The sequence below is a fragment of the Ochrobactrum sp. AN78 genome, from assembly GCF_029909885.1.
Lineage (GTDB): Bacteria > Pseudomonadota > Alphaproteobacteria > Rhizobiales > Rhizobiaceae > Brucella > Brucella quorumnocens.
This window is the reverse complement of sequence record NZ_JASAMU010000010.1, coordinates 38,763-59,366: the sequence shown is the minus strand read 5'-3', so window position 1 is coordinate 59,366 and position 20,604 is coordinate 38,763. Positions and strand designations below refer to the sequence as shown.

Here is a 20,604-nt window from a genome sequence, read left to right as displayed (position 1 = left end):
TTGGCGAAAGCGTCAACCTTTTGCGGATGAAAAGCCTGAAAGCGAGAGTTTCATGTCAGATATTGTAGCGAACCTGAACAAGGTCAAGGCGGTCATTGCCAATGCCGAAGAAGAAGCGCGCCGCGATAAGGGCTCTGTGATGCTCGTAGCCGTGTCCAAGACATTCGAGGCAGACGAAATCCGCCCGGTTCTTGATGCCGGTCAGCGCGTGTTTGGTGAGAACCGCGTGCAGGAAGCACAAGGCAAGTGGCCAGCACTTCGAGAAGCTTATTCTGGCGTCGAGCTGCACCTGATCGGTCCGCTGCAATCCAACAAAGCCGCCGATGCGGTGGCGCTGTTCGACGTTATCGAAACCGTCGACCGTGAGAAAATTGCGGTTGCTCTTTCTGCCGAGATCAAAAAGCAAGGTATAAGCCCGCAGCTTTATGTTCAGGTCAATACCGGGCTTGAAGAACAAAAGGCTGGTATTCCACCCAAAGAAGCAGTCGCCTTCGTCGAGCGTTGCCGCAACGAGCACGGCCTCGCCATTGAAGGGCTGATGTGCATTCCACCTGCGGGCGAAAATCCGGGGCCGCATTTCGCTTTGCTCGAAAAGCTGGCGCGCGAAGCCAATGTCGGTAAACTCTCCATGGGCATGTCGGGCGACTTTGAGACCGCCGTTGGCTTTGGTGCAACGTCAGTGCGTGTTGGTTCGGCGATCTTTGGCGGACGAAGCTATTCGCCTTCCGCGTGAGGTGGCAGTTGCTGCCTATGTGCTCGCACCCGCTCAATGAACTTGGTATAAATCCAGGCCAAAGCAATCGCTACCACGCAGCCGAGCGCGATTTCGATCAACCGCGATAAGGCAAGCAACAGCTCCTCGTTGCGTGTTTGAGCAAAGCGCCCCGCATCCATCACAATTACCACGGTTGCGGGCGCCAGTCGCCAATTGACTGGATATCGGTCGATCATCAGGATGACAAATACCGTTAGGGCTGCTCCGAACAAGCTCGCAACCGGCGAATATCCCACTAACCAGATGGTTATCATGCCAATGGCACATCCAACTGCGGTGTTGATCGCCCGTGCCTGCGAAAGAGCAAGCGTTGTGCGAACGTCGGGATCTGAAATGATTAGGACCGTGATCACCGCCCAAATCGGATGCTCAATCCCTGCCCATTGCAATGCAAACCAACAAATAAGACAGCCGAGCAACGTCTTTGAGGCGTAAAGCAGCGCCTTTTCTGGGTGGGAAAGATGCACAAACGCCATTTGGCCTTCCAGCAGCCTACATTGAAGCATTTCCAGCAAAAGTGCGTAGCGGTTTTGCGTCGGATAATGCGTAAAAACAAACAATGAGAGCGGTTCCAACGATTCAACCTCAACTGGAACCGCTCTCAAATCAGACCGTGGCACGCATCATAGATGAGCCGTTGTCAGTGTAAAAGAATTTCTCCTTGCACGTTCTTCCAGTCGGATGGACCAAGCAACCGATGATGCGCGTAGGCGACCGAATGCAGCGGCCCGTCGATCTTTTCCTTCCAGAATTCTATGAAATGATTGAGCACCGGAAATTCCGGCGCGAGATCATAGTCCTGCCATACAAAAAGTTGCAGCAAATGCGGGTGATCAGGCAGATGATAGAAGATTTTCGCCGTCGTCAGACCATAACCGGCGAGCTGCAATTCAAAGGCCGACTTTAAAACAAAAGCGGATGTCGTCATGGCGATTTCCCCTTTTCACAGGGAGCCCGTTATAGGTGTTCAGCGGCTCCGACAGGAATTATAATCGCCAAAAATAGTTTTTAAAGTGTAAAAACAGTATGTTAGCACCAACACGACGTGAGTGCTGCCGCTCCGTTCATATTTTTGTGCTGCGTCATTGTGGACCATAGTCGATCCCAATGTCTAATTTACGTTGGACGCGACGGAATGTAGATGAGTCTGGCGATGGCTTTGCCCCGATGCGGGCTGTCGATTCTGGCGGGAGGATCGCCGGACAGTTATGGAGGAACACATGTCGGAAAAGCTTTACCCCGTTCTGCCGGGGGCAAAGAAGAACACGCTCATTGACAACGAGACCTATCTCGACTGGTACAATGAAAGCGTAACCGACCCGGATGGCTTCTGGGCCAAGCACGGCCGACGCATTGACTGGTTCAAGCCCTTTACCAAAGTCAAGAACACTGATTTCAACGGCGACGTATCGATCAAGTGGTATGAAGATGGCGTGACCAACGTCTCCTACAACTGTATCGACCGCCACCTGAAAAGCCGTGGTGACAAGGTCGCCATCATCTGGGAAGGCGACAACCCTTACATAGATAAAAAGATCACCTACCGTGAACTTTACGAAAATGTCTGCCGTCTCTCCAATGTGCTGAAAAAGCATGGCGTCAAGAAAGGCGACCGCGTCACCATCTATCTGCCGATGATCCCGGAAGCGGCTTATGCCATGCTCGCCTGTGCCCGTATTGGCGCCGTGCATTCGGTCGTCTTTGCAGGTTTCTCGCCGGAAGCGCTCGCTGGCCGTATTGTCGACTGTGAATCCACTTTCGTCATCACCGCTGATGAAGGCGTACGTGGTGGCAAGCCGGTATCGCTCAAGGAAAACACCGACACGGCTATCGACATAGCTGCCAAGCAATATGTCATGGTCAACAAGGTTCTGGTCGTTCGCCGCACCGGTGGCAAGGTCAGCTGGGGCCCTGGCCGTGATCTCTGGTATCATCAGGAAGTGGCAAGCGTAGAGCCTACCTGCGAACCGGAACCCATGAATGCGGAAGACCCGCTATTCATCCTTTATACCTCCGGCTCGACAGGCAAGCCGAAGGGTGTGCTTCATACCACCGGCGGCTACCTCGTCTATGCTTCGATGACACATCAATATGTGTTCGATTATCATGACGGCGATGTCTATTGGTGTACTGCGGATGTGGGCTGGGTGACAGGCCATTCCTACATCGTCTACGGGCCGCTCGCCAATGGTGCTACCACGCTGATGTTTGAAGGTGTACCGAACTTCCCCGATCAGGGTCGTTTCTGGGAAGTCATCGACAAACACCACGTCAATATCTTCTATACCGCGCCAACCGCAATCCGCGCGCTGATGGGGGCGGGCGATGAATTTGTTACCCGTTCATCGCGCTCGACATTGCGCCTGCTTGGTTCGGTTGGCGAGCCGATCAACCCCGAAGCCTGGGAATGGTATTATAACGTCGTGGGTGATCAGCATTCACCGATTGTCGATACATGGTGGCAGACGGAAACCGGCGGTATTTTGATTACGCCGCTGCCCGGTGCAACCGACCTCAAGCCCGGTTCGGCAACGCGTCCTTTCTTCGGCGTGAAGCCGCAGCTGGTTGACGGCGAAGGTGCCGTTGTTGAAGGTGCAGTCGATGGCAATCTCTGCATCATCGACTCGTGGCCCGGCCAGATGCGTACGCTCTATGGCGATCACAAGCGCTTCATCGAAGCTTACTTCTCAACCTATAAAGGCAAGTATTTTACCGGTGACGGCTGCCGCCGCGATGACGACGGCTATTACTGGATTACCGGCCGCGTCGATGATGTGCTCAATATTTCCGGTCACCGTCTCGGCACGGCGGAAATCGAGTCGGCACTCGTCTCGCATCATTCCGTTTCGGAAGCTGCGGTCGTTGGCTACCCACATCCGATCAAGGGACAAGGCATCTATTGCTACGTCACTCTGATGACTGGCGCTGAAGCACAGGATGCCGATGCTTTGCGCAAAGAGCTGGTCAGCCACGTGCGCAAGGAAATCGGGCCAATTGCGACACCAGACAAGATTCAGTTCTCGCCCGGCCTGCCGAAAACCCGGTCAGGCAAGATCATGCGCCGTATTCTGCGCAAGATCGCAGAGGACGAATTCGGCTCACTGGGCGATACCTCGACCCTCGCCGACCCGGGCGTCGTGGACGATCTGATCGAAAATCGCCAGAACAAGAAGTAACAAAAAGGCCGGGATTTCCCGGCCTTTTCTTTTATCCCTATTCTTTTGGATTGCCTGAAAACGGGAGTTAACTACACTTAACAGTTGTTAAATCGCTGACTGGGAATTGACATGACCACAGCCTTCAAAGACGTTTGGTTTTTACACTGGCTGACTGCATCAGGGGGACTTGAAGAATTTCAGCAGCGTATTTCCATTGAGATTGATCAAGCCTTCCAAACACTGAAGACTTTCACGCCTCCCCCCCAGTTTGACATTCTTCTTGGGCGCTCAGCATACACCATTCCGGAAATCGGAATTTTGGGGCGGGCTTATAACAGCACCCTTCTTTCGCTGAATTTTGATCCCGATAATACGAATCTTAGGCCAACCCTTACAGACGGTACAGTCCAACGACAGCTCCTGCACGAAGTCCATCATTGTCTGCGCATGGCTGGACCGGGATATGGCTGGACACTTGGCGAAGCACTGATCAGCGAAGGGTTGGCCGGCCATTTCGTGAACAACCTTATGAAGACTCCGCCCGAACCATGGGAGTGTGCAATCGCGCCTGAAGTGCTAAGAATAGACAGTCCCACTGCAGCAGCATTGCAATCAGCCGATTACGATCATGCAAGCTGGTTTTTTGGCAGTGGACAGCTTCCCCGCTGGCTCGGTTATTCTCTCGGCTTCGAACTTGTGCGCATTTGGCGTGAAACGACTCAACCGCAAACTTTCGCTCAATGGATCAATACACCTGCAACTGAAATTCTGGCGTTCGGTGAAAAAGCTGGCCTGTTTCAGGCTTAAAAATCTATTGTCCGCCCCTTGATCTCCCAGTCGCCAAAACGAGCGGGATCTTTGCCGCCCCGTCCGCCAATCTCACGCGGTAACTTTTCGACATTTTCGCTCGCGCGACGTGCTTCAGCTTCTTTGAGAGCGCGCTGCGCTGCAGCTGGCAGATCGTCCAGCTTACGCGGAGCTACATTGTCATTGATGTCGGTTTCGTTGAATTTATCGGTCATCCGCAGCAAATCCATTATTGAAGCCCCATTATTGAAGCTGGGGCCGTTCATACCCATCATATAGGTAAATCTGGCGGGTAAGCAAAACCCTGTTTGAGATAAACTTTCGCTGAACTGGAGACCCCTACGCATGAATATGACGAAAACTGCCATGCTGATCGCTCTCATGACAGTCATGTTTATGAGCATCGGTTACTTATTGGGCGGCGGCGGCGGCATGATGATCGCATTGGTAATCGCGGTTGCCATGAACCTGTTTGGCTATTGGAATTCCGACAAGATGGTACTGCGCATGTATAATGCGCAGGAAGTCGATGAGCGCTCGGCACCCGACTTCTACCGCATGGTCAGTGGCCTTGCCGCCAATGCAGGTCTACCGATGCCAAAAGTCTATATCATCAATGAGGATCAGCCCAACGCGTTTGCCACGGGCCGTAATCCGGAAAATGCAGCGGTCGCAGCCACAACTGGCCTTCTTCAGCGCCTGACACCGGAAGAAGTCGCAGGCGTCATGGCACATGAATTAGCCCATGTTCAAAACCGCGATACCCTGACCATGACAATCGTCGCCACCCTCGCGGGTGCAATCTCCATGCTTGGTAATTTCGCTTTCTTCCTAGGTGGTAACCGCGAAAACGGCAATGGCATCATGGGCGTGATCGGCACGATCCTTGCGATGATCGTTGCGCCATTTGCCGCTATGATTGTGCAGATGGCCGTAAGCCGTACCCGCGAATATGCCGCTGACCGGCGCGGTGCAGAAATCTGTGGCAATCCACTTTGGCTTTCCTCGGCGCTCGGCAAGATTGCGCGTGGCGCAAAAACCGTGGTGAATGAGGAAGCCGAGCATAACCCGGCGACAGCCCATATGTTCATCATCAATCCACTGAGCGGACGTGGTGCGGACAATCTGTTCTCGACGCATCCGGACACAGACAACCGCATCTCAGCACTCGAACAAATGGCTGCCGAAATGGGTATTCGTTCGGCTGGAATGGCGCAACGCACCTCGACGCCATCACAAAGCAGTGGCCCATGGGGACAAAGTAGTGGTAATGCAGGCGATAACAACAGTGGCGGTTCCGGCTATCGGGGCCCTTGGTCGTAAAAGCGCGTCCCGAAAGCAGGATGTGCGTTAGATAAAGTAGAACAGCGTGAACGATAAGAAACCTGCGCCAAAGCGTGGAAATAACAAGCCGCAGACACACAATTACGCCGCAGACCGCGCCGAACAACGGCCGGGCCTTGCGGCGCGTTTGTGCGCGGCACGCCTGCTTGGTGCGGTGATCGAAAAGAACACATCGCTCGACGGCCTCACTGATAACAGCCATGGCCATCCGCAATATCTGGCGCTGGAACCGCGCGACCGCTCGCTGGTTCGCGCCATTCTCGGTTCGGCTCTGCGTAATCGCGGCAGCATTGAACGCGCAATCAACAAGCGCCTCGACCGTCCACTGCCGGAAAATGCACATGCGCTCAAACATTTGCTGCATGTGGCCATCGCGCAGATTTTCTACCTCAACCTGCCCGATCATTCGGCAGTCGATCTTGCGGTCGAAGCGGCCAATGCCGATCCGCGCAATCGCAAATATGCAGGTCTGGTAAACGCTCTTCTGCGCCGTCTATCGCGCAACAAAGAGCGGGCACTCGAACACACATTGCAGCCTGAAAAAAATGTGCCGGAATGGTTTTCAAAGAGCCTTACCGATTCCTATGGCCCGAAAAAAGCCGAAGCCATTTTGACCATGCATGGTTATGAGCCGCCAATCGATTTCACCGTGAAAGGTGATCCGAAGGAATGGGCTGAAAAGCTCGGCGGCGTAGCCTTGCCTAACGGTTCTGTGCGTCTTGAGACAGTCGAGGGCAACCTCACCGACCTGCCCGGTTTTGCCGAGGGCGACTGGTGGGTGCAGGATGCCGCCGCAAGCCTACCTGCGCGCCTGATGGGCGACATTAAAGGCAAGCGCGTGGCCGATCTTTGTGCAGCCCCCGGTGGAAAGACTGCACAGCTTGTGATTCAGGGCGCTGATGTGACAGCTCTTGATATGTCCGAAAACCGCCTCAAGCGGCTTGAAGGCAATTTGGAACGTCTGAGCCTTAAAGCCCGCACGGTTTCAAGCAATATGATGGACTTTAAGCCAGATGCATTGTTCGATGCCGTGCTGCTCGATGCGCCCTGCTCATCCACTGGAACTGTCCGCCGTCACCCGGATGTGCCGTGGACCAAGACACCGCAGGATATCAAGAAGCTTGCGACCCTTCAGGCCAAAATGCTTGATCAGGCCATCACGCTTGTGAAACCCGGTGGCACAGTGCTGTTCTCCAATTGCTCGCTACATCCGCAGGAAGGCGAGGACGTGGCCCGCAGTGCACTCAAAAACCCGGCCATTGAAGCCTATCCGATCACCCTCGAAGATTGCCCCGGCCTTGAAAGCTTGATCACCAAAGAAGGCTTCCTGCGCTCAACACCTGCCGATTTGCCCGCCGAACACTTCGGTGGAAATCCGCATATGGCCGGAATGGATGGCTTCTTCGCCGCGCGTTTCAAGCGCAAGGCCTGATCACGCGGCTTTAGACCATCAAAATCGATGAAATTGCCATAGCGGGTGCTCTGCGTCCGTTATGGTTAACACTCGGTTCACCATTATATACGATTCTATTAATGCATGATTCCGCGATGCAGAAACAGCATTCGAATGAATCATGCCATGAAAGGGCGGACCTGCCTTATCGGGTCCAGTGAGAATGAACTTTAATACGGAGAACGAGAGGGTGGCAGTCGCGTTGAGCGAAACCCCGCATCTTTGGGGACTGGCTGTTGCACAGGCTTGGCGCAGGTTCAGCCGTCGCCTGCGCATGGGCCCGCTTTATCGCTGGCGTTTCACCGGCTTCACGCCGGAACGCATCCTCATCGCCCCGCCCGATCTTCGCGTCGCTGACCCCCAGCTCGCACAGGAATTCTATCACGGCCGCTTTGCGCTTGCCGGTCGCCTTGTCGAAACGGGCGGGCTTTCGCCTTTTGCCGTTGAACCACCAACGCCTGAATGGGAGGCGGCACTCCACAGCTTCAGCTGGCTGCGTCACCTCAAAAGCGCCAACAGCGAGCTTGCCACTGCCAATGCACGTGCTTTGCTCGATGACTGGATGCGCCTTTATGGAAGACGCATTGGCGGACTGGCATGGTCACCGGAAGTCACAGCGCAACGCATCATCGCATGGCTGCAGCATTCCAATCTGATTCTTTCGGGCGCTGAACTGCCCGCTTACCGCAAATTCATGCGCTCTCTCGCCATGCAGGTGCGCTATCTGCGCACGGTGGCTTCGGCCATGGATGACGGCGAAGAACGCCTTCGCGCCCGCATCGCACTCGCTTTTGCAGCCCTCGCGCTCCCGGTTTCACCACCGACTGCGCGTGCGGCACGCCGCAATCTCGAATATGAACTGAAGCGCCAGATCCTGCCTGACGGCGGCCATGTTTCGCGCAACCCTTTGACTATTCTCGAACTGCTGGCTGACCTTCTGCCGCTGCGCCAGACCTACGCCAATGGCACGGAATCACCGCCCAAAGCATTGATCGAAGCCGTCGAGCGTATGTTGCCAGCACTTCGCTTTTTCCGTCATCAGGACGGCAGCCTTGCACTGTTCAACGGCGTCGGCCCGACCATGTCGGAACGCATCATCTCGGTTCTGCGCCATGATGAAACCGCAGGCTCACCGCTGACCCATGCGCCCTATTCCGGTTATGAACGCCTGTCGATGGGTTCCACCACGATCATCGCCGATACGGGTTTGCCGCCACCGGTTACCTCTTCGCGCGATGCCCATGCAGGCTGTCTCGCCTTTGAAATGTCCTCCGGACGTCAGCGCTATATCGTCAATTCCGGCGTCGACCGCTTTGGTCCACCGGAATTTCGTCCATTGGGACGCTCGACCGCCGCACACTCGACCGCAACCATCAACGACACATCATCCTGCCGTTTCAGCTTGAATGCAGGCCTTTCCAACATGATCGGCACACCGATCATTGCGGGACCGACCAAAGTGCAGCGTGATCGTGTGGAAGACATGGGCCGACAAGGGTTTGTGGCAAGCCATGACGGTTATGTTCGGCTTTTTGGAATTTTCCACGAGCGCCGCGCAGTGCTCTCGCACAATGGCAGTGTCATTCAGGGTGCCGACCGTTTCTATCGTGGCGATGCCAAGGCTTTGAAAGCCAACGGGCGCGATAACATCGCCGTGCGTTTTCATATCCACCCTTCTGTCGATATCTCATTTGATGAAAATGGTCTGATTATCTTGAGTGCGCCCCATGACGACACATGGGCTTTTTCCTGCTTCGAAGTGGCGCCACAGCTGGAAGACAGTATCTTCTTCGCCGGCTTCCGCGGGCCTGTGACATCAAAGCAAATTGTGCTGTCTTTCCCGGCCTCTGACCTGCCGGAAGTGAACTGGCAATTCAGCCGTGTCGCCATCGGAAGCTATGCTTAACTGGCTTCACGCCCCCACGGATTTATGAACAATCTCTTGCACTCCCCGGCCTTCGAGAGTCGACAAGAGATTGGCTTAAGCACAGAAACCCACATCTCTGCAGTTTTCGGGTGTTTTGAGGTATGATTCGTTCCTCTCCTGTGCTAACTCGCAGCCGTCCACCCTTCCTGAACGCTTATGTTTCAGCAACGAAGAGACCAACTCCCTATGGCTGTCAGCTCCAAGCATATTCCCGCTCCCGATCTTCATCGGGTGCGCCGCGCCCTCCTTTCCGTGTCCGACAAGACCGGCCTCATTGATTTCGCCAAAGCACTTCACGCAAACGGCGTTGAAATCCTTTCGACAGGCGGCACCGCCAAGTCGATTGCCGCAGAAGGCATTCCTGTAAAGGACGTTTCGGAAGTCACCGGCTTTCCGGAAATCATGGATGGACGCGTGAAGACGCTGCACCCATCAGTGCACGGCGGCCTGCTTGCAGTGCGCAACGATCCTGAACATATCGCAGCCATGGAAGCACACGGCATTGGCGGTATCGATCTTGCCGTCATCAATCTTTATCCGTTTGAAGAAGTCCGCTTCAAGGGCGGCGACTACGACACTACTGTTGAAAATATCGACATTGGTGGGCCGGCCATGATCCGCGCTTCGGCAAAGAACCATGCCTATGTGGCAACAGTTGTCGATCCGGCTGACTATGCGGACGTTGTAGCCGAGCTCGAAAAGAACGAAGGATCGCTCCCGATTTCTTTCCGTAAAAAGCTCGCAGCCAAGGCATTCTCGCGCACTGCCGCTTATGATGCAGCCATTTCCAACTGGTTTGCCGAAGCAATCAATGAAGAAACTCCGACCCACCGTTCGGTTGCTGGCAAGCTGCACTCTGTCATGCGCTATGGTGAAAACCCACATCAGACTGCTGGCTTTTACCTGACCGGCGAACAGCGCCCTGGTGTTGCCACAGCAACCCAGCTTCAGGGCAAGCAGCTTTCCTATAACAACATCAATGACACCGATGCGGCTTTCGAACTCGTTGCCGAGTTTGACCCGGCCCGCACCGCAGCCGTTGCCATCATCAAGCACGCCAATCCTTGCGGCGTGGCAGAAGCTGCAACCATCACCGAAGCTTATCTCAAGGCACTGGCCTGCGATCCGGTTTCAGCCTTCGGCGGTATTGTTGCGCTTAATAAAACACTTGATGAGGCTGCAGCCGAAGAAATCGTCAAGATTTTCACCGAAGTCATCATCGCACCAGACGCGACCGAAGGCGCACAGGCTATCGTTGCGGCCAAGAAGAACCTGCGTCTTCTGGTAACAGGTGGACTGCCTGACCCGCGCGCCAAAGGCATTGCGGCCAAGACAGTTGCTGGCGGCCTGCTGGTTCAGTCGCGCGACAATGGCGTCGTTGACGATCTTGATCTGAAAGTCGTGACCAAGCGCTCCCCAAGCGAAGCCGAACTCAACGACATGAAGTTTGCTTTCCGCGTTGGCAAGCACGTGAAGTCGAACGCTATCGTTTACGTTAAGAACGGCGCAACGGTCGGCATCGGCGCAGGCCAGATGAGCCGTGTAGATTCAGCTCGTATCGCTGCCCGCAAGGCTGAAGATGCAGCCGAAGCAGCTGGTCTTGCAGAGCCGCTGACCAAGGGCTGTGTTGTCGCTTCCGACGCGTTCTTCCCGTTTGCCGATGGTCTGCTGTCTGCTGTCCAGGCAGGCGCCACGGCGGTTATCCAGCCGGGCGGCTCGATGCGTGACGATGAAGTCATTGCTGCGGCTGACGAACATGGCATTGCCATGGTGATGACCGGTATGCGTCACTTCCGTCACTAATACAGCAATCTATATTGAACGCAAAAGCCCCGGCAACACTATGTTGCCGGGGCTTTTTCTTTGAGTTCTTGGTAAGCTGGGTAGATTTTCGCAAACGAAAGTGCACCCTATTAATTAGCCTGCAAATCTTATCAAAGAGGCGGGATAATCGCTCTAAAATACCCCTATTGCTTTCGTTTGATATTCATATTATTTCGATTAAGTTCATTTAACGTATAAATGAAATAAGGGATGTCAGTAAAAAAGCATTGGGAGTGCTGCAATACGGGCCTGAATTATGTTGAAGTGGCCACCTGCTCAAAAAGAGCACAGTGGCTTTTGGAGAGACGCATATATTCATTCGAAATTAGCGAAAATGGGTTGCAACGGACATACATATTCGCATCCTGACAAGATCTCTGCCATTCGAGCGGGAGGAGCATAGTAAATGACACAGTTCGTCGGTTCCATCGATCAGGGAACCACCAGTTCACGTTTTATCATTTTTGACCGGAACGGCGACATTATCGCCATGGACCAGCGAGAACACGAGCAGATTTACCCGAAGGCTGGCTGGGTCGAACACGGCGCCAATGAAATCTGGCGCAACACGCAGCATGTCATCGCCGCGACCTTGAAGAAAGCCAACCTCAAAGCTTCCGATATCGCATCGGTCGGCATCACCAACCAGCGCGAAACCACGCTTTTGTGGGACAGGAAAACCGGCGCACCGCTTTACAATGCCATTGTCTGGATGGACACACGCACGGACGAGCTGGTCGATCATTTTGTGAAAGATGGCGGCGCAGATCGTCTCCGCGATAAGACCGGACTGCCGATCTCGACTTATTTCTCAGGCCTTAAACTGCGCTGGATACTCGATAATGTTCCCGGTGCGCGCGAGAAGGCAGAAGCAGGCGATGCGTTATTCGGCACGATGGATAGCTGGCTTGTCTGGAACCTCACCGGCGGCGCAAAAGGCGGCATTCACATCACCGACGTAACCAATGCGTCACGCACGCAGTTGATGGACTTGTCTACGCTCGAATGGGACGAGGAAATCCTGCGGCTATTCGATATTCCCGCAGCTTGCCTGCCGGAAATTCGTTCTTCCAGTGAAATCTATGGCGAGATTACCCTACCCGCGCTTGTCAATGTCAAGCTTGCAGGCATTCTAGGCGATCAGCAGGCAGCCCTTTTCGGTCAGGCCTGCCTTGAGCCAGGCGAAGCCAAGAACACCTATGGCACCGGCTGCTTCATGCTGATGAATACCGGCGAGAAACTGGTTCCATCCACCTACGGGCTTCTAACGACTATTGCCTATCAGCTTGGTGACCAAAAGCCGGTCTATGCGCTGGAAGGCTCCATCGCGATCACCGGCGCACTGGTGCAATGGATGCGTGATAATCTCGGCATCATCAAAACCAGTGGCGACATTGAAACACTGGCGCGCACCGTCGAAGACAATGGCGATGTCTATTTTGTTCCTGCCTTCTCCGGCCTTTACGCACCGCGCTGGGAAGATTCCGCGCGTGGCATCATTGCCGGTCTGACCCGCTTTGCAAACAAGGGCCATATTGCCCGCGCAGCACTCGAAGCAAGCTGCTATCAAGTCCGCGAAGTGCTGGAAGCCATGGTGAAGGACTCTGGTGTCGAAATCACCGAATTACGCGCCGATGGCGGCATGACCATCAACGAGCTTCTCATGCAGTTCCAGTCCGACATCCTGAATGTACCTGTCGTGCGTCCCAAGATCATCGAAACCACAGCACTTGGAGCAGCCTATGCGGCTGGTCTTGCCGTTGGCTACTGGAGATCGACAAACGACATTATCGAAAACTGGCAAGTCGGTCAGCGCTGGCATCCCAAGATGACATCAAAGGAACGAACCCGCCTGTTCACCTCGTGGGAAAAGGCCGTTCAGCGCTCGCTCAACTGGGTCGATTGAGGTTTACGAAACCGGCCGGATCAATCGGCCGTCGCATGATAGCAAAATATATTTTTAGACAGCCGGTGAGCGTTGCTGCCCACCGGACAGCTTTTCAGCATCAAATTATTCTCGGAGCAGATAATGAGTCATGGCTTTATCGGAGAGTTTCTCGGCACAATGGTGCTTATCCTGCTGGGCGACGGCGTCGTCGCCAATGTGCTTCTCGCTAAATCCAAAGGTCAGAACTCTGGCTGGATTGTGATTACGGCAGGCTGGGGCTTTGCTGTTCTGTGTGGTGTCATGGTTGCGGTTTCAGCAGGTGCCGCAGGCCATCTCAATCCCGCTGTAACATTGGCCTTATATGCTGCAGGTACGTTTCCCGCTGTTGATGTACTGCCTTACATAGCCGCACAAATGCTTGGTGCATTCGCAGGAGCGATACTCGTTTATCTTGCCTATTTACCCCATTGGAAACCCACTGAAGACAAGGGTATCAAGCTTGCTGTTTTCAGCACAGGCCCGGCCATCCGCAACATCCCGGCCAATTTCATCACTGAAATCATAGGCAGCTTCGTGCTTGTATTCGTGGTCATTGCCATTGGTGCAAAGGCTGTTGGTGCAACAGGCGTACTGGGTCCGCTGATGGTTGGCCTGCTTGTCTGGGCGCTTGGCGTTTCGCTGGGCGGCCCCACCGGCTATGCAATTAATCCAGCGCGCGACCTCGGGCCACGCATTGCGCATGCTCTCTTGCCCATTCCGGGTAAAGGCGGTTCGGATTGGTCCTATGCCTGGGTGCCCGTTGCAGCACCCATAGTTGGCGGGCTTGTCGCCATTGCCTGTGCCAAAGCCGCAGGCATGATGTGAGCGTTTAAAAGCAGCGCGCTTGGCGCGCTGCGTTCCTTATCTGTCCGCAGGATATGGGGTTCTCGCAGTCAGCACCAAACCAACGGCAAAAAACAATACCAATACCGACATACCCAATGCCGCTGAATGCGTGAGTGCCGTAACACTTGCCACCAGGAACGGGCCGAGGAAGCTGGTCGCTCTTCCGGCCAACGCATAGATGCCAAAATATCGACCCGACTCTTCCGGCTTGATACTGCGTGCGAACCACGAGCGGGACGACGCCTGCACTGGGCCAAAGGCCGCCCCCATCATGATGCCGTAAATCAGATAGGCATGCTCGGCAGCGGTCGCGAACAATCCCTGAGCAGCCGTATACTCCAGTGCCACCATGCCAAACAGCATGTAATCCTTTCCAGTCGAAACAATGCCGATGGAGGCGAGAAACAGCAATACGAGTGAAATCATCACGATCACTTTGGAGCCAAAACGTGCATCCATGCGGCTCGCAACAAGGCAACTGAAAATCGCCATGACATTGGTTATCATGCCGAAAAGACCGATCTCCGTGATCGACCAATGGAACATTGATGCGGCATAGCCTGCACCCAAGGCAATGATGGCGTTGACGCCATCCTGATAAATCATGCGGGCAATCAGAAACCGTGCAACGCCTGGACGCTTGCGTACTTCGCCCAATGTCGCCTTTAACTCCGACAGACCTTTGCCAAGCGCCTGTCGCAGAGGCTTTCCACGCGCCTGATCGGGTGTGAACAAAAACATCGGCAGAACGAAAATCAGATACCAGATGGCGGAAATCGGCCCCGTGATACGGGCATCTTCTCCCTGGACCGGGTCCAGCCCAAAGAGGGGTTTCATACCGATGATCGTTTTGCCGGTTTCAGGTGAAGCCGCAAGACAAAAGACGACGAAGATCAAAACAATCATGCCGCCCAGATAACCAAGTCCCCAAGCGAGATTGGAAACTCTGCCTATATCCTCACGCGGCACGAGACGTGGCATCATGGAATCGTTGAAGACAATAGAAAATTCCGCAGAAACCATCGCTATGCTGAAGGCAAGCAATACCCAGAACAGATTGGCTCCGGGTACTGCAAACCAAAGCGTCATCAGACTGACGATCTTGAGAACCGCAAAGAACGCGATCCAAGGCTTTCGCGCACCGGTCTGATCGGCAATAGAACCCAGAATGGGTGATAGAATTGCGATGGCAAAGCCGGCCGCAGCAAAGCCATAGCCCCAGGCAATCTGCCCCGCCTCAGGCGTTTCAGCCATGCGTGAAATGAAATAAGGGCCGAAGATAAAAGTGATGACAACTGTAAAAAAGGGCTGTGCCGCCCAGTCGAAAAATATCCAGCCCCATACGCCGCGTCGAGAAGCATAACCTCTCGCGCTCACAGATTGATCGCTCAATGAATTGCTCCTTGCCCCCGATGCTTGAAGCTGCTCCTTCATAATTAAGCTGGACCTTATACTGCGCTGCTAAAGCCCACAATAAACAAAAAGGGGCGACCGAAGCCGCCCCTTTAACCCAGAGTTGTCGTGGCTTACTGAGTTAAATCAGACATAAGCCCCGCAGCAACGGCCAGCCGAGACACGGTCAGATCACCGCCCTCGGTCAAAGCAACCATACGGTTCTTGACCTGATCGATGCGTGCTGCATCTTCAGCGAACCATGTTGCCGCCGGATCCTTATCCTTCCCGTGCTTCTTGAGCGCTGCAATCGTGATACCACGTGCCGCTTGCGTGATCGTATCGCTCGCACGCGACAATGCCAGACCGTCATAATAATCTGTGACGGGGATGGTACGTGCCGCTTCCTCGATACGACCGATGCGGAAGGCTTCCGAAACACCAAAATAGGTCTTGGCGGTCGCCACCAGATCAGCAGACGCAAGATGCGCAATCAAAGCAATATCTGGCATGATGCCTGCAAGCTGCAGATTGGCCAGACGCTGAGCAAGCTTCTCAGGCGCGCCCTTCTCGACGAAGGCTGCCTTGTCTGCCTGTACGGCCTCGATGAGGTAGTCTGGCATCAGGCCATCGAAGCGTGGCTCAAGAGCTGCACGTGCCGTCGTGATCGTGTTCACTAGTTCTGTGAGATTGGCTCGCGTTGTATCGTTGCGGAGCACCCAAGCGGTGGTCGACAGCAGCATTTCACCAACCAGATGATAGAACTGGTTCTGCACATCGCCCGTCACCTTGTTATCAAGCGCATCGATGGCATCATAAATCGCATTGATCTCGAAGCCATCACGCACTGCCACATAAGCCCGCACGATATCGGCAGCCGACTTGCCCGTCGTATCAGCCAGACGGCTGATGAAGGTGATGCCCCCACGATTGATGACATCATTAGCCAGCAAAGTAGCAACAATTTCCCGCTTCAGACGGTGGTTGGAAATTTCCTCGGCATAGTTTTTGACCATGCGCTTGGGGAAATAACCGAACAGCAGCTGATCAAAATAAGGCTCGTCCGGAAGCCTGCTTGCTACCAGATCATCCGATAACGACAGTTTGGCATAGGCAAGCAACACAGCAAGTTCTGGACGTGTCAGCGGTTGACCAGATTTCTGGCGTTCATTCAGAAGCGCATCCGAAGGCAGATACTCAACCTTGCGGTCAAGCAGCTTTCGGGTTTCCAGCTCGGCCATGAAGCGTGCCTGATAAGGCAGCTCTGTAAGGCCCTGACGTTCGCTCAAGGAAAGCGCGAGCGGCTGCAGATAATTGTTACGCAGCACCAGCTCCGAAACCTCATCCGTCATGCTTACCAGCAGCTTGTCGCGTGCAGGACGCTTCAACTTACCCGAACGCATTGCCGCGGCCAGTGCGATCTTGATGTTGACCTCGACGTCCGAGCAATTCACGCCTGCTGAATTGTCGATAGCGTCGGTATTGCTGCGGCCGCCAGTAAGCGCATATTCGATACGGCCGCGCTGCGTGACGCCAAGATTTGCACCTTCGCCAATCACCCGCGCCCGCACTTCAGAACCCGTGATACGAATTGCATCATTGGCTCGGTCACCAACCTGAGCATCCGTTTCCGCCGTCGAACGGATATAGGTACCAATGCCGCCGAACCACAGAAGATCGACCTGCGCCTTCAGGATCGTCGTCATAATCTCCTGAGGCGATGCTGTGGTTTTGCTAAGGCCGATAGCTTTTGCAGCTTCTGCCGACAGCGTAATCGTCTTCTGGCTGCGACTATAGACGCCACCACCAGCCGAAAGCTTCGAACGATCATAATCCTGCCAGCTTGAACGCGGCAGATCGAACAGACGCTTGCGCTCTGCAAAACCGTCTGCAGGAACCGGATCGGGATCGATGAAGATGTCGCGATGATCAAATGCGGCAACAAGCCTGATCTGCTCCGACAACAACATACCATTACCGAACACGTCGCCCGACATATCGCCCACACCCGCAACCGTGAACGGCTCGGTCTGAATATCCTTGTCGAACTCACGGAAATGCCGCTTCACGGCTTCCCATGCTCCACGCGCGGTAATCGCCATGCCCTTGTGGTCGTAACCGGCAGAGCCGCCCGATGCGAAAGCATCGTCCAGCCAGAAATCGTGCGCCTGACTGATCGCGTTAGCTGTATCCGAGAAGGTAGCTGTGCCTTTGTCGGCAGCAACAACGAAATAAGGATCGTCATTGTCATGACGCACGACTTCCGCAGGCGGCACAACATCATTGTCATGGATGTTATCGGTGACCGACAGAAGCGTAGAGATGAAAACCTTATAGGCATCACGACCGGCTTCGAACACCGCATTGCGATCGCCGCCAACCGGCAGACGCTTCGGATAGAAGCCGCCCTTGGCACCCACTGGCACAATCACCGCATTCTTGACCTGCTGGGCCTTCACAAGACCCAAGACTTCTGTGCGGTAATCTTGTGCGCGGTCCGACCAGCGTAGGCCACCGCGCGCAACAGCGCCAAAGCGAAGGTGAACGCCTTCCACTTCAGGACCATAAACAAAGATTTCGCGATATGGACGCGGATCAGGCAGCCCTTCCACAAGCCGTGGATTGAGCTTGAACGCAAAGGTCACGCGTGGCTTGCCTTCGCCATCCGGCTGATAGGCATTGGTACGTAACGTGGCTTCGATCAGATTACGGAAACGACGCAGTATCTGGTCGTCATCAATGCTCGGTACTCCGAGCAGTGCCGTTTCGATACCATCAACCAGCTTCTTTTCTGCAGATTCGCGACGCTTGGCCGATGGGTTAAAGCGCAAGTCAAACAGCGAATAAAGGTCGCTGGCGATTTCTGGATAGCGGTTTAATGCGGCTGCGATAAAGCCCTGCGAATAGGCGATACCTGCCTGTTGCAGATAACGGCCATAAGAGCGCAGGATCATGATCTGGCGCGCGGTCAGACGTGCTGTCTGCACCAGTGCGTTATAGCCGTCATTATCCGCCAGCCCATCCCAGACATTGCGGAACACATCTTCCAGCATCTCGCCATCGTCAGACAGATCGACCGGAGCACCATAGGCGTTCACAAGCTGCATATCATGGACATAGACCGGAGCGCTGTCTTTGCCTGCTTGCGGCAAATCAATGGTCTGCTCACTGACGACACGGAAGCCCATGTTTTCCAGAAGCGGCACCCGCTGCGACAACACAACCGGCGCACCATGATGATAAAGCTTCAGCGAAACCGCATCCGGCCCATCGGTGCGATAGCGATAGAAGTCCACGAAAAGCGGTGCCTCGGCACTGAGGCCAGCTATGCGCTCTGCGTCAATCAGGGCTTCAGGTGCAGTGAAGATTTCTCGATAAGATTGCGGGAAGCTTGCAGCTAATGCGACAGTCTTCGCATCCGCACTATCCGAGCTTTCGCGCACCGCGTCTTCCCAAGTGCGCACGATGGCACGCACTTCCGCCTCCAGTTCTTCGCGATCCACATGTGGCGTCGAGCGCTCATGACGGCGGATGACGAACTGCACACGGGTCAGGCCGTTTTGCAGAAAAACCGGATGGAATTCGAAGCTGTCACCACTGTAAATCTCGACGAGATAACGACCGATCTTCTCACGCACGACCGAGTCATAACGGTCACGCGGGATGTAGACCAGCACAGTTGCGAAGCGGCCAAAGCGATCAAGGCGCGGAACGGCGCGCACACGCGGACGCTCACCCAATGCCAGGATCAATTCGGCATTGGCCGTCAGGCTTTCCGTATCGATCTGGAAAAGCTCATCGCGTGGATATTCTTCAAGCACATTGATAAGTGCCTTGCCCGAATGATCTTCGCGGTTAAAGCCGAGATGCTTGATAACTGCGTCGGCTTTGGAGCGAATGAAAGGAATACCCGCGACCGAGCTCGTGTAGGCAACGGAGGTGAACAGTCCGACGAGACGAAGTTCGCCGATGGCTTCACCTTTCGGACCAAAAATCTTCACGCCGACATAATCAAGATAAGACCGGCGATGGACCAGCGAAAGCGAATTTGCCTTGGTCACGATCAGTGGTTCATTGCTGTCGAGGAAGTCGGTGATTTCGCGTGGTGTCACCGTGTCGTCGTCATCCTTGCGGAGGATACGCACTTCGCTGTCGTTCAGGATACCCAGTGTTTCCTTGACAGGAACCAGTTCGCGGTTGTCCCCCTTGCCCTTGAAGGTCAGCTCACGCATGCCGAGGAAGATGAAACGATCATCGCGCAGCCATTCGAGAAAGGCGATTGCTTCCGGCATTGCGGCATTACCCGTCAATTCCTGAACCCGCTTGTAATCGGCGATAGCGCCATCAAGGCGCTTCATCATCGGCTTCCAGTCGCTGACAGCGGAACGGACTTGTCCGAGCACACGCTTGATCGCGGCGGTCAGATTAGCTTTCGCCTGCTTGTCGAGTGCTGGCAGATGAATCTGCACAAGGCTTACGCGCTCAACGCCCTTGGCGGGTGCGAGCTGCGATGCTTCGCCTAGAATTGTGAGGTCGTCTTTTTCCCGCTCGATATCGAAAACCGGGTGCACGACCATAAAAATCTGGCTGACATGATCGTTCAGCTCACCCATGATTGAGTCGAGCAGGAACGGCATATTGTCGTTGACGATGGTGATGACGCTGACGGGGCGGCCATGGCGTTCGATGCTGTTATCGACGCTGATAATACTCTTGCCCTTACGATAGGATTGAAGCGCCTCGTAGCCATATTGGGCAGATTTATCGAGCGCTGCAGCATCGTAGGCCGCAAGATCTTCGGGCGGAGCCCATTCGAAGAGAAGCTGCGAAAACGCGGTTAGCGCCTTTGACTTTCCTCCCTTCCTCTCCTCCTTGCTTGCCTTGGAACCTTTAATTTTGCTCGACCGATCCTGCTTTGCAGTCACGTCGGATACTCCTGTCATGATGGCAATGCGCGCCAAACTAGCAGATTGGGTATCCGTTTCGATGACAAATCGTTGAAAACAACCAAAAATTTCCGTGAAAGTCAGAAAACTCGCATCTAATCCATTTAATTTGGAACAAAACTTCGAAAACTCTCCGGGAAATTTCGAAATATGCCGTTTCGCTTCGCGTCAATCACACTTCAGGTGACACAACAGGTTTACGTAA

Annotated in this window: 14 protein-coding genes; 9 read left to right on the top strand and 5 right to left on the bottom strand. The window is 54.5% G+C overall.

All coding sequences use genetic code 11. The features are described from left to right. Positions 1-52 precede the first annotated feature (52 nt). Positions 53-733 carry a YggS family pyridoxal phosphate-dependent enzyme gene (locus QBD00_RS17440; RefSeq protein WP_095447980.1) on the top strand — a complete coding sequence of 227 codons (681 nt, stop codon included), beginning with the start codon at positions 53-55 and terminating at the stop codon, positions 731-733. On the opposite strand, the gene QBD00_RS17435 is transcribed toward QBD00_RS17440, so the two are convergent. Together QBD00_RS17435 and QBD00_RS17430 are read right to left on the bottom strand one after the other, a co-directional pair. Next, entirely contained in the window at positions 715-1,251 is a 537-nt protein-coding gene (locus QBD00_RS17435; protein ID WP_095447981.1) for an FUSC family protein, read from the bottom strand. The two genes, QBD00_RS17440 and QBD00_RS17435, sit on opposite strands and share 19 nt — an antisense overlap. A 164-nt stretch (positions 1,252-1,415) precedes the next feature. Then, positions 1,416-1,703, bottom strand: a complete 288-nt coding sequence (locus QBD00_RS17430; protein ID WP_095447404.1) for an usg protein — start codon at positions 1,701-1,703, stop codon at positions 1,416-1,418. A gap of 292 nt (positions 1,704-1,995) precedes the next feature. Between QBD00_RS17430 and acs the strand changes: the two genes are divergently transcribed. Together acs and QBD00_RS17420 are read left to right on the top strand one after the other, a co-directional pair. Beyond that, entirely contained in the window at positions 1,996-3,951 is a 1,956-nt protein-coding gene (gene acs, locus QBD00_RS17425; protein ID WP_318580114.1) for an acetate--CoA ligase, read from the top strand. A 111-nt stretch (positions 3,952-4,062) separates the two neighbouring features. Further along, positions 4,063-4,740 (top strand): DUF2268 domain-containing putative Zn-dependent protease, encoded by a 678-nt coding sequence (locus tag QBD00_RS17420; protein WP_318580113.1) that lies wholly within the window; start codon positions 4,063-4,065, stop codon positions 4,738-4,740. Here the strand turns inward: QBD00_RS17420 and QBD00_RS17415 are convergent. Then, the gene (locus tag QBD00_RS17415; RefSeq protein WP_095447982.1) at positions 4,737-4,955 is read right to left on the bottom strand and encodes a DUF1674 domain-containing protein; all 219 of its coding nucleotides are present in this window, start codon (positions 4,953-4,955) and stop codon (positions 4,737-4,739) included. The two genes, QBD00_RS17420 and QBD00_RS17415, sit on opposite strands and share 4 nt — an antisense overlap. Positions 4,956-5,085: 130 nt before the next feature. Here QBD00_RS17415 and htpX point away from each other — a divergent pair, with 130 nt between their 5' ends. From htpX to QBD00_RS17385, 6 genes are all read left to right on the top strand, one after another. Beyond that, positions 5,086-6,063 (top strand): zinc metalloprotease HtpX, encoded by a 978-nt coding sequence (gene htpX, locus QBD00_RS17410; RefSeq protein ID WP_318580112.1) that lies wholly within the window; start codon positions 5,086-5,088, stop codon positions 6,061-6,063. 46 nt (positions 6,064-6,109) lie between these two features. After that, positions 6,110-7,516, top strand: a complete 1,407-nt coding sequence (locus QBD00_RS17405; protein WP_318580111.1) for an RsmB/NOP family class I SAM-dependent RNA methyltransferase — start codon at positions 6,110-6,112, stop codon at positions 7,514-7,516. A gap of 184 nt (positions 7,517-7,700) precedes the next feature. Beyond that, positions 7,701-9,443, top strand: coding sequence for a heparinase II/III family protein (locus QBD00_RS17400; protein ID WP_151095047.1), 1,743 nt, complete (start codon positions 7,701-7,703; stop codon positions 9,441-9,443). A 207-nt stretch (positions 9,444-9,650) separates the two neighbouring features. Then, positions 9,651-11,267: a bifunctional phosphoribosylaminoimidazolecarboxamide formyltransferase/IMP cyclohydrolase gene (gene purH, locus QBD00_RS17395; protein ID WP_095447409.1), complete on the top strand. Its 1,617-nt coding sequence runs from the start codon at positions 9,651-9,653 to the stop codon at positions 11,265-11,267. Between the two features lie 427 nt (positions 11,268-11,694). Further along, positions 11,695-13,194, top strand: coding sequence for a glycerol kinase GlpK (glpK, locus tag QBD00_RS17390; protein ID WP_318580110.1), 1,500 nt, complete (start codon positions 11,695-11,697; stop codon positions 13,192-13,194). A gap of 123 nt (positions 13,195-13,317) precedes the next feature. Next, positions 13,318-14,040, top strand: coding sequence for an MIP/aquaporin family protein (locus tag QBD00_RS17385; RefSeq protein WP_318580109.1), 723 nt, complete (start codon positions 13,318-13,320; stop codon positions 14,038-14,040). Positions 14,041-14,076: 36 nt separating this feature from the next. Here the strand turns inward: QBD00_RS17385 and QBD00_RS17380 are convergent, their stop codons facing one another. Then, a complete protein-coding gene (locus QBD00_RS17380) occupies positions 14,077-15,453 on the bottom strand; it encodes an MFS transporter (RefSeq protein ID WP_404901574.1) in 1,377 nt (458 codons plus the stop codon). A gap of 134 nt (positions 15,454-15,587) precedes the next feature. Then, positions 15,588-20,378 (bottom strand): NAD-glutamate dehydrogenase, encoded by a 4,791-nt coding sequence (locus QBD00_RS17375; protein WP_095447983.1) that lies wholly within the window; start codon positions 20,376-20,378, stop codon positions 15,588-15,590. Positions 20,379-20,604: the final 226 nt, after the last annotated feature.

Excerpts from the sequence above, each read along its gene's own strand:
- QBD00_RS17440 (WP_095447980.1), top strand. The coding sequence starts at position 53 with ATGTCAGATATTGTAGCGAACCTGAACAAGGTCAAGGCGGTCATTGCC.
- QBD00_RS17435 (WP_095447981.1), bottom strand. The coding sequence starts at position 1,251 with ATGGCGTTTGTGCATCTTTCCCACCCAGAAAAGGCGCTGCTTTACGCC.
- QBD00_RS17430 (WP_095447404.1), bottom strand. The coding sequence starts at position 1,703 with ATGACGACATCCGCTTTTGTTTTAAAGTCGGCCTTTGAATTGCAGCTC.
- acs (WP_318580114.1), top strand. The coding sequence starts at position 1,996 with ATGTCGGAAAAGCTTTACCCCGTTCTGCCGGGGGCAAAGAAGAACACG.
- QBD00_RS17420 (WP_318580113.1), top strand. The coding sequence starts at position 4,063 with ATGACCACAGCCTTCAAAGACGTTTGGTTTTTACACTGGCTGACTGCA.
- QBD00_RS17415 (WP_095447982.1), bottom strand. The coding sequence starts at position 4,955 with ATGACCGATAAATTCAACGAAACCGACATCAATGACAATGTAGCTCCG.
- htpX (WP_318580112.1), top strand. The coding sequence starts at position 5,086 with ATGAATATGACGAAAACTGCCATGCTGATCGCTCTCATGACAGTCATG.
- QBD00_RS17400 (WP_151095047.1), top strand. The coding sequence starts at position 7,701 with ATGAACTTTAATACGGAGAACGAGAGGGTGGCAGTCGCGTTGAGCGAA.
- purH (WP_095447409.1), top strand. The coding sequence starts at position 9,651 with ATGGCTGTCAGCTCCAAGCATATTCCCGCTCCCGATCTTCATCGGGTG.
- glpK (WP_318580110.1), top strand. The coding sequence starts at position 11,695 with ATGACACAGTTCGTCGGTTCCATCGATCAGGGAACCACCAGTTCACGT.
- QBD00_RS17385 (WP_318580109.1), top strand. The coding sequence starts at position 13,318 with ATGAGTCATGGCTTTATCGGAGAGTTTCTCGGCACAATGGTGCTTATC.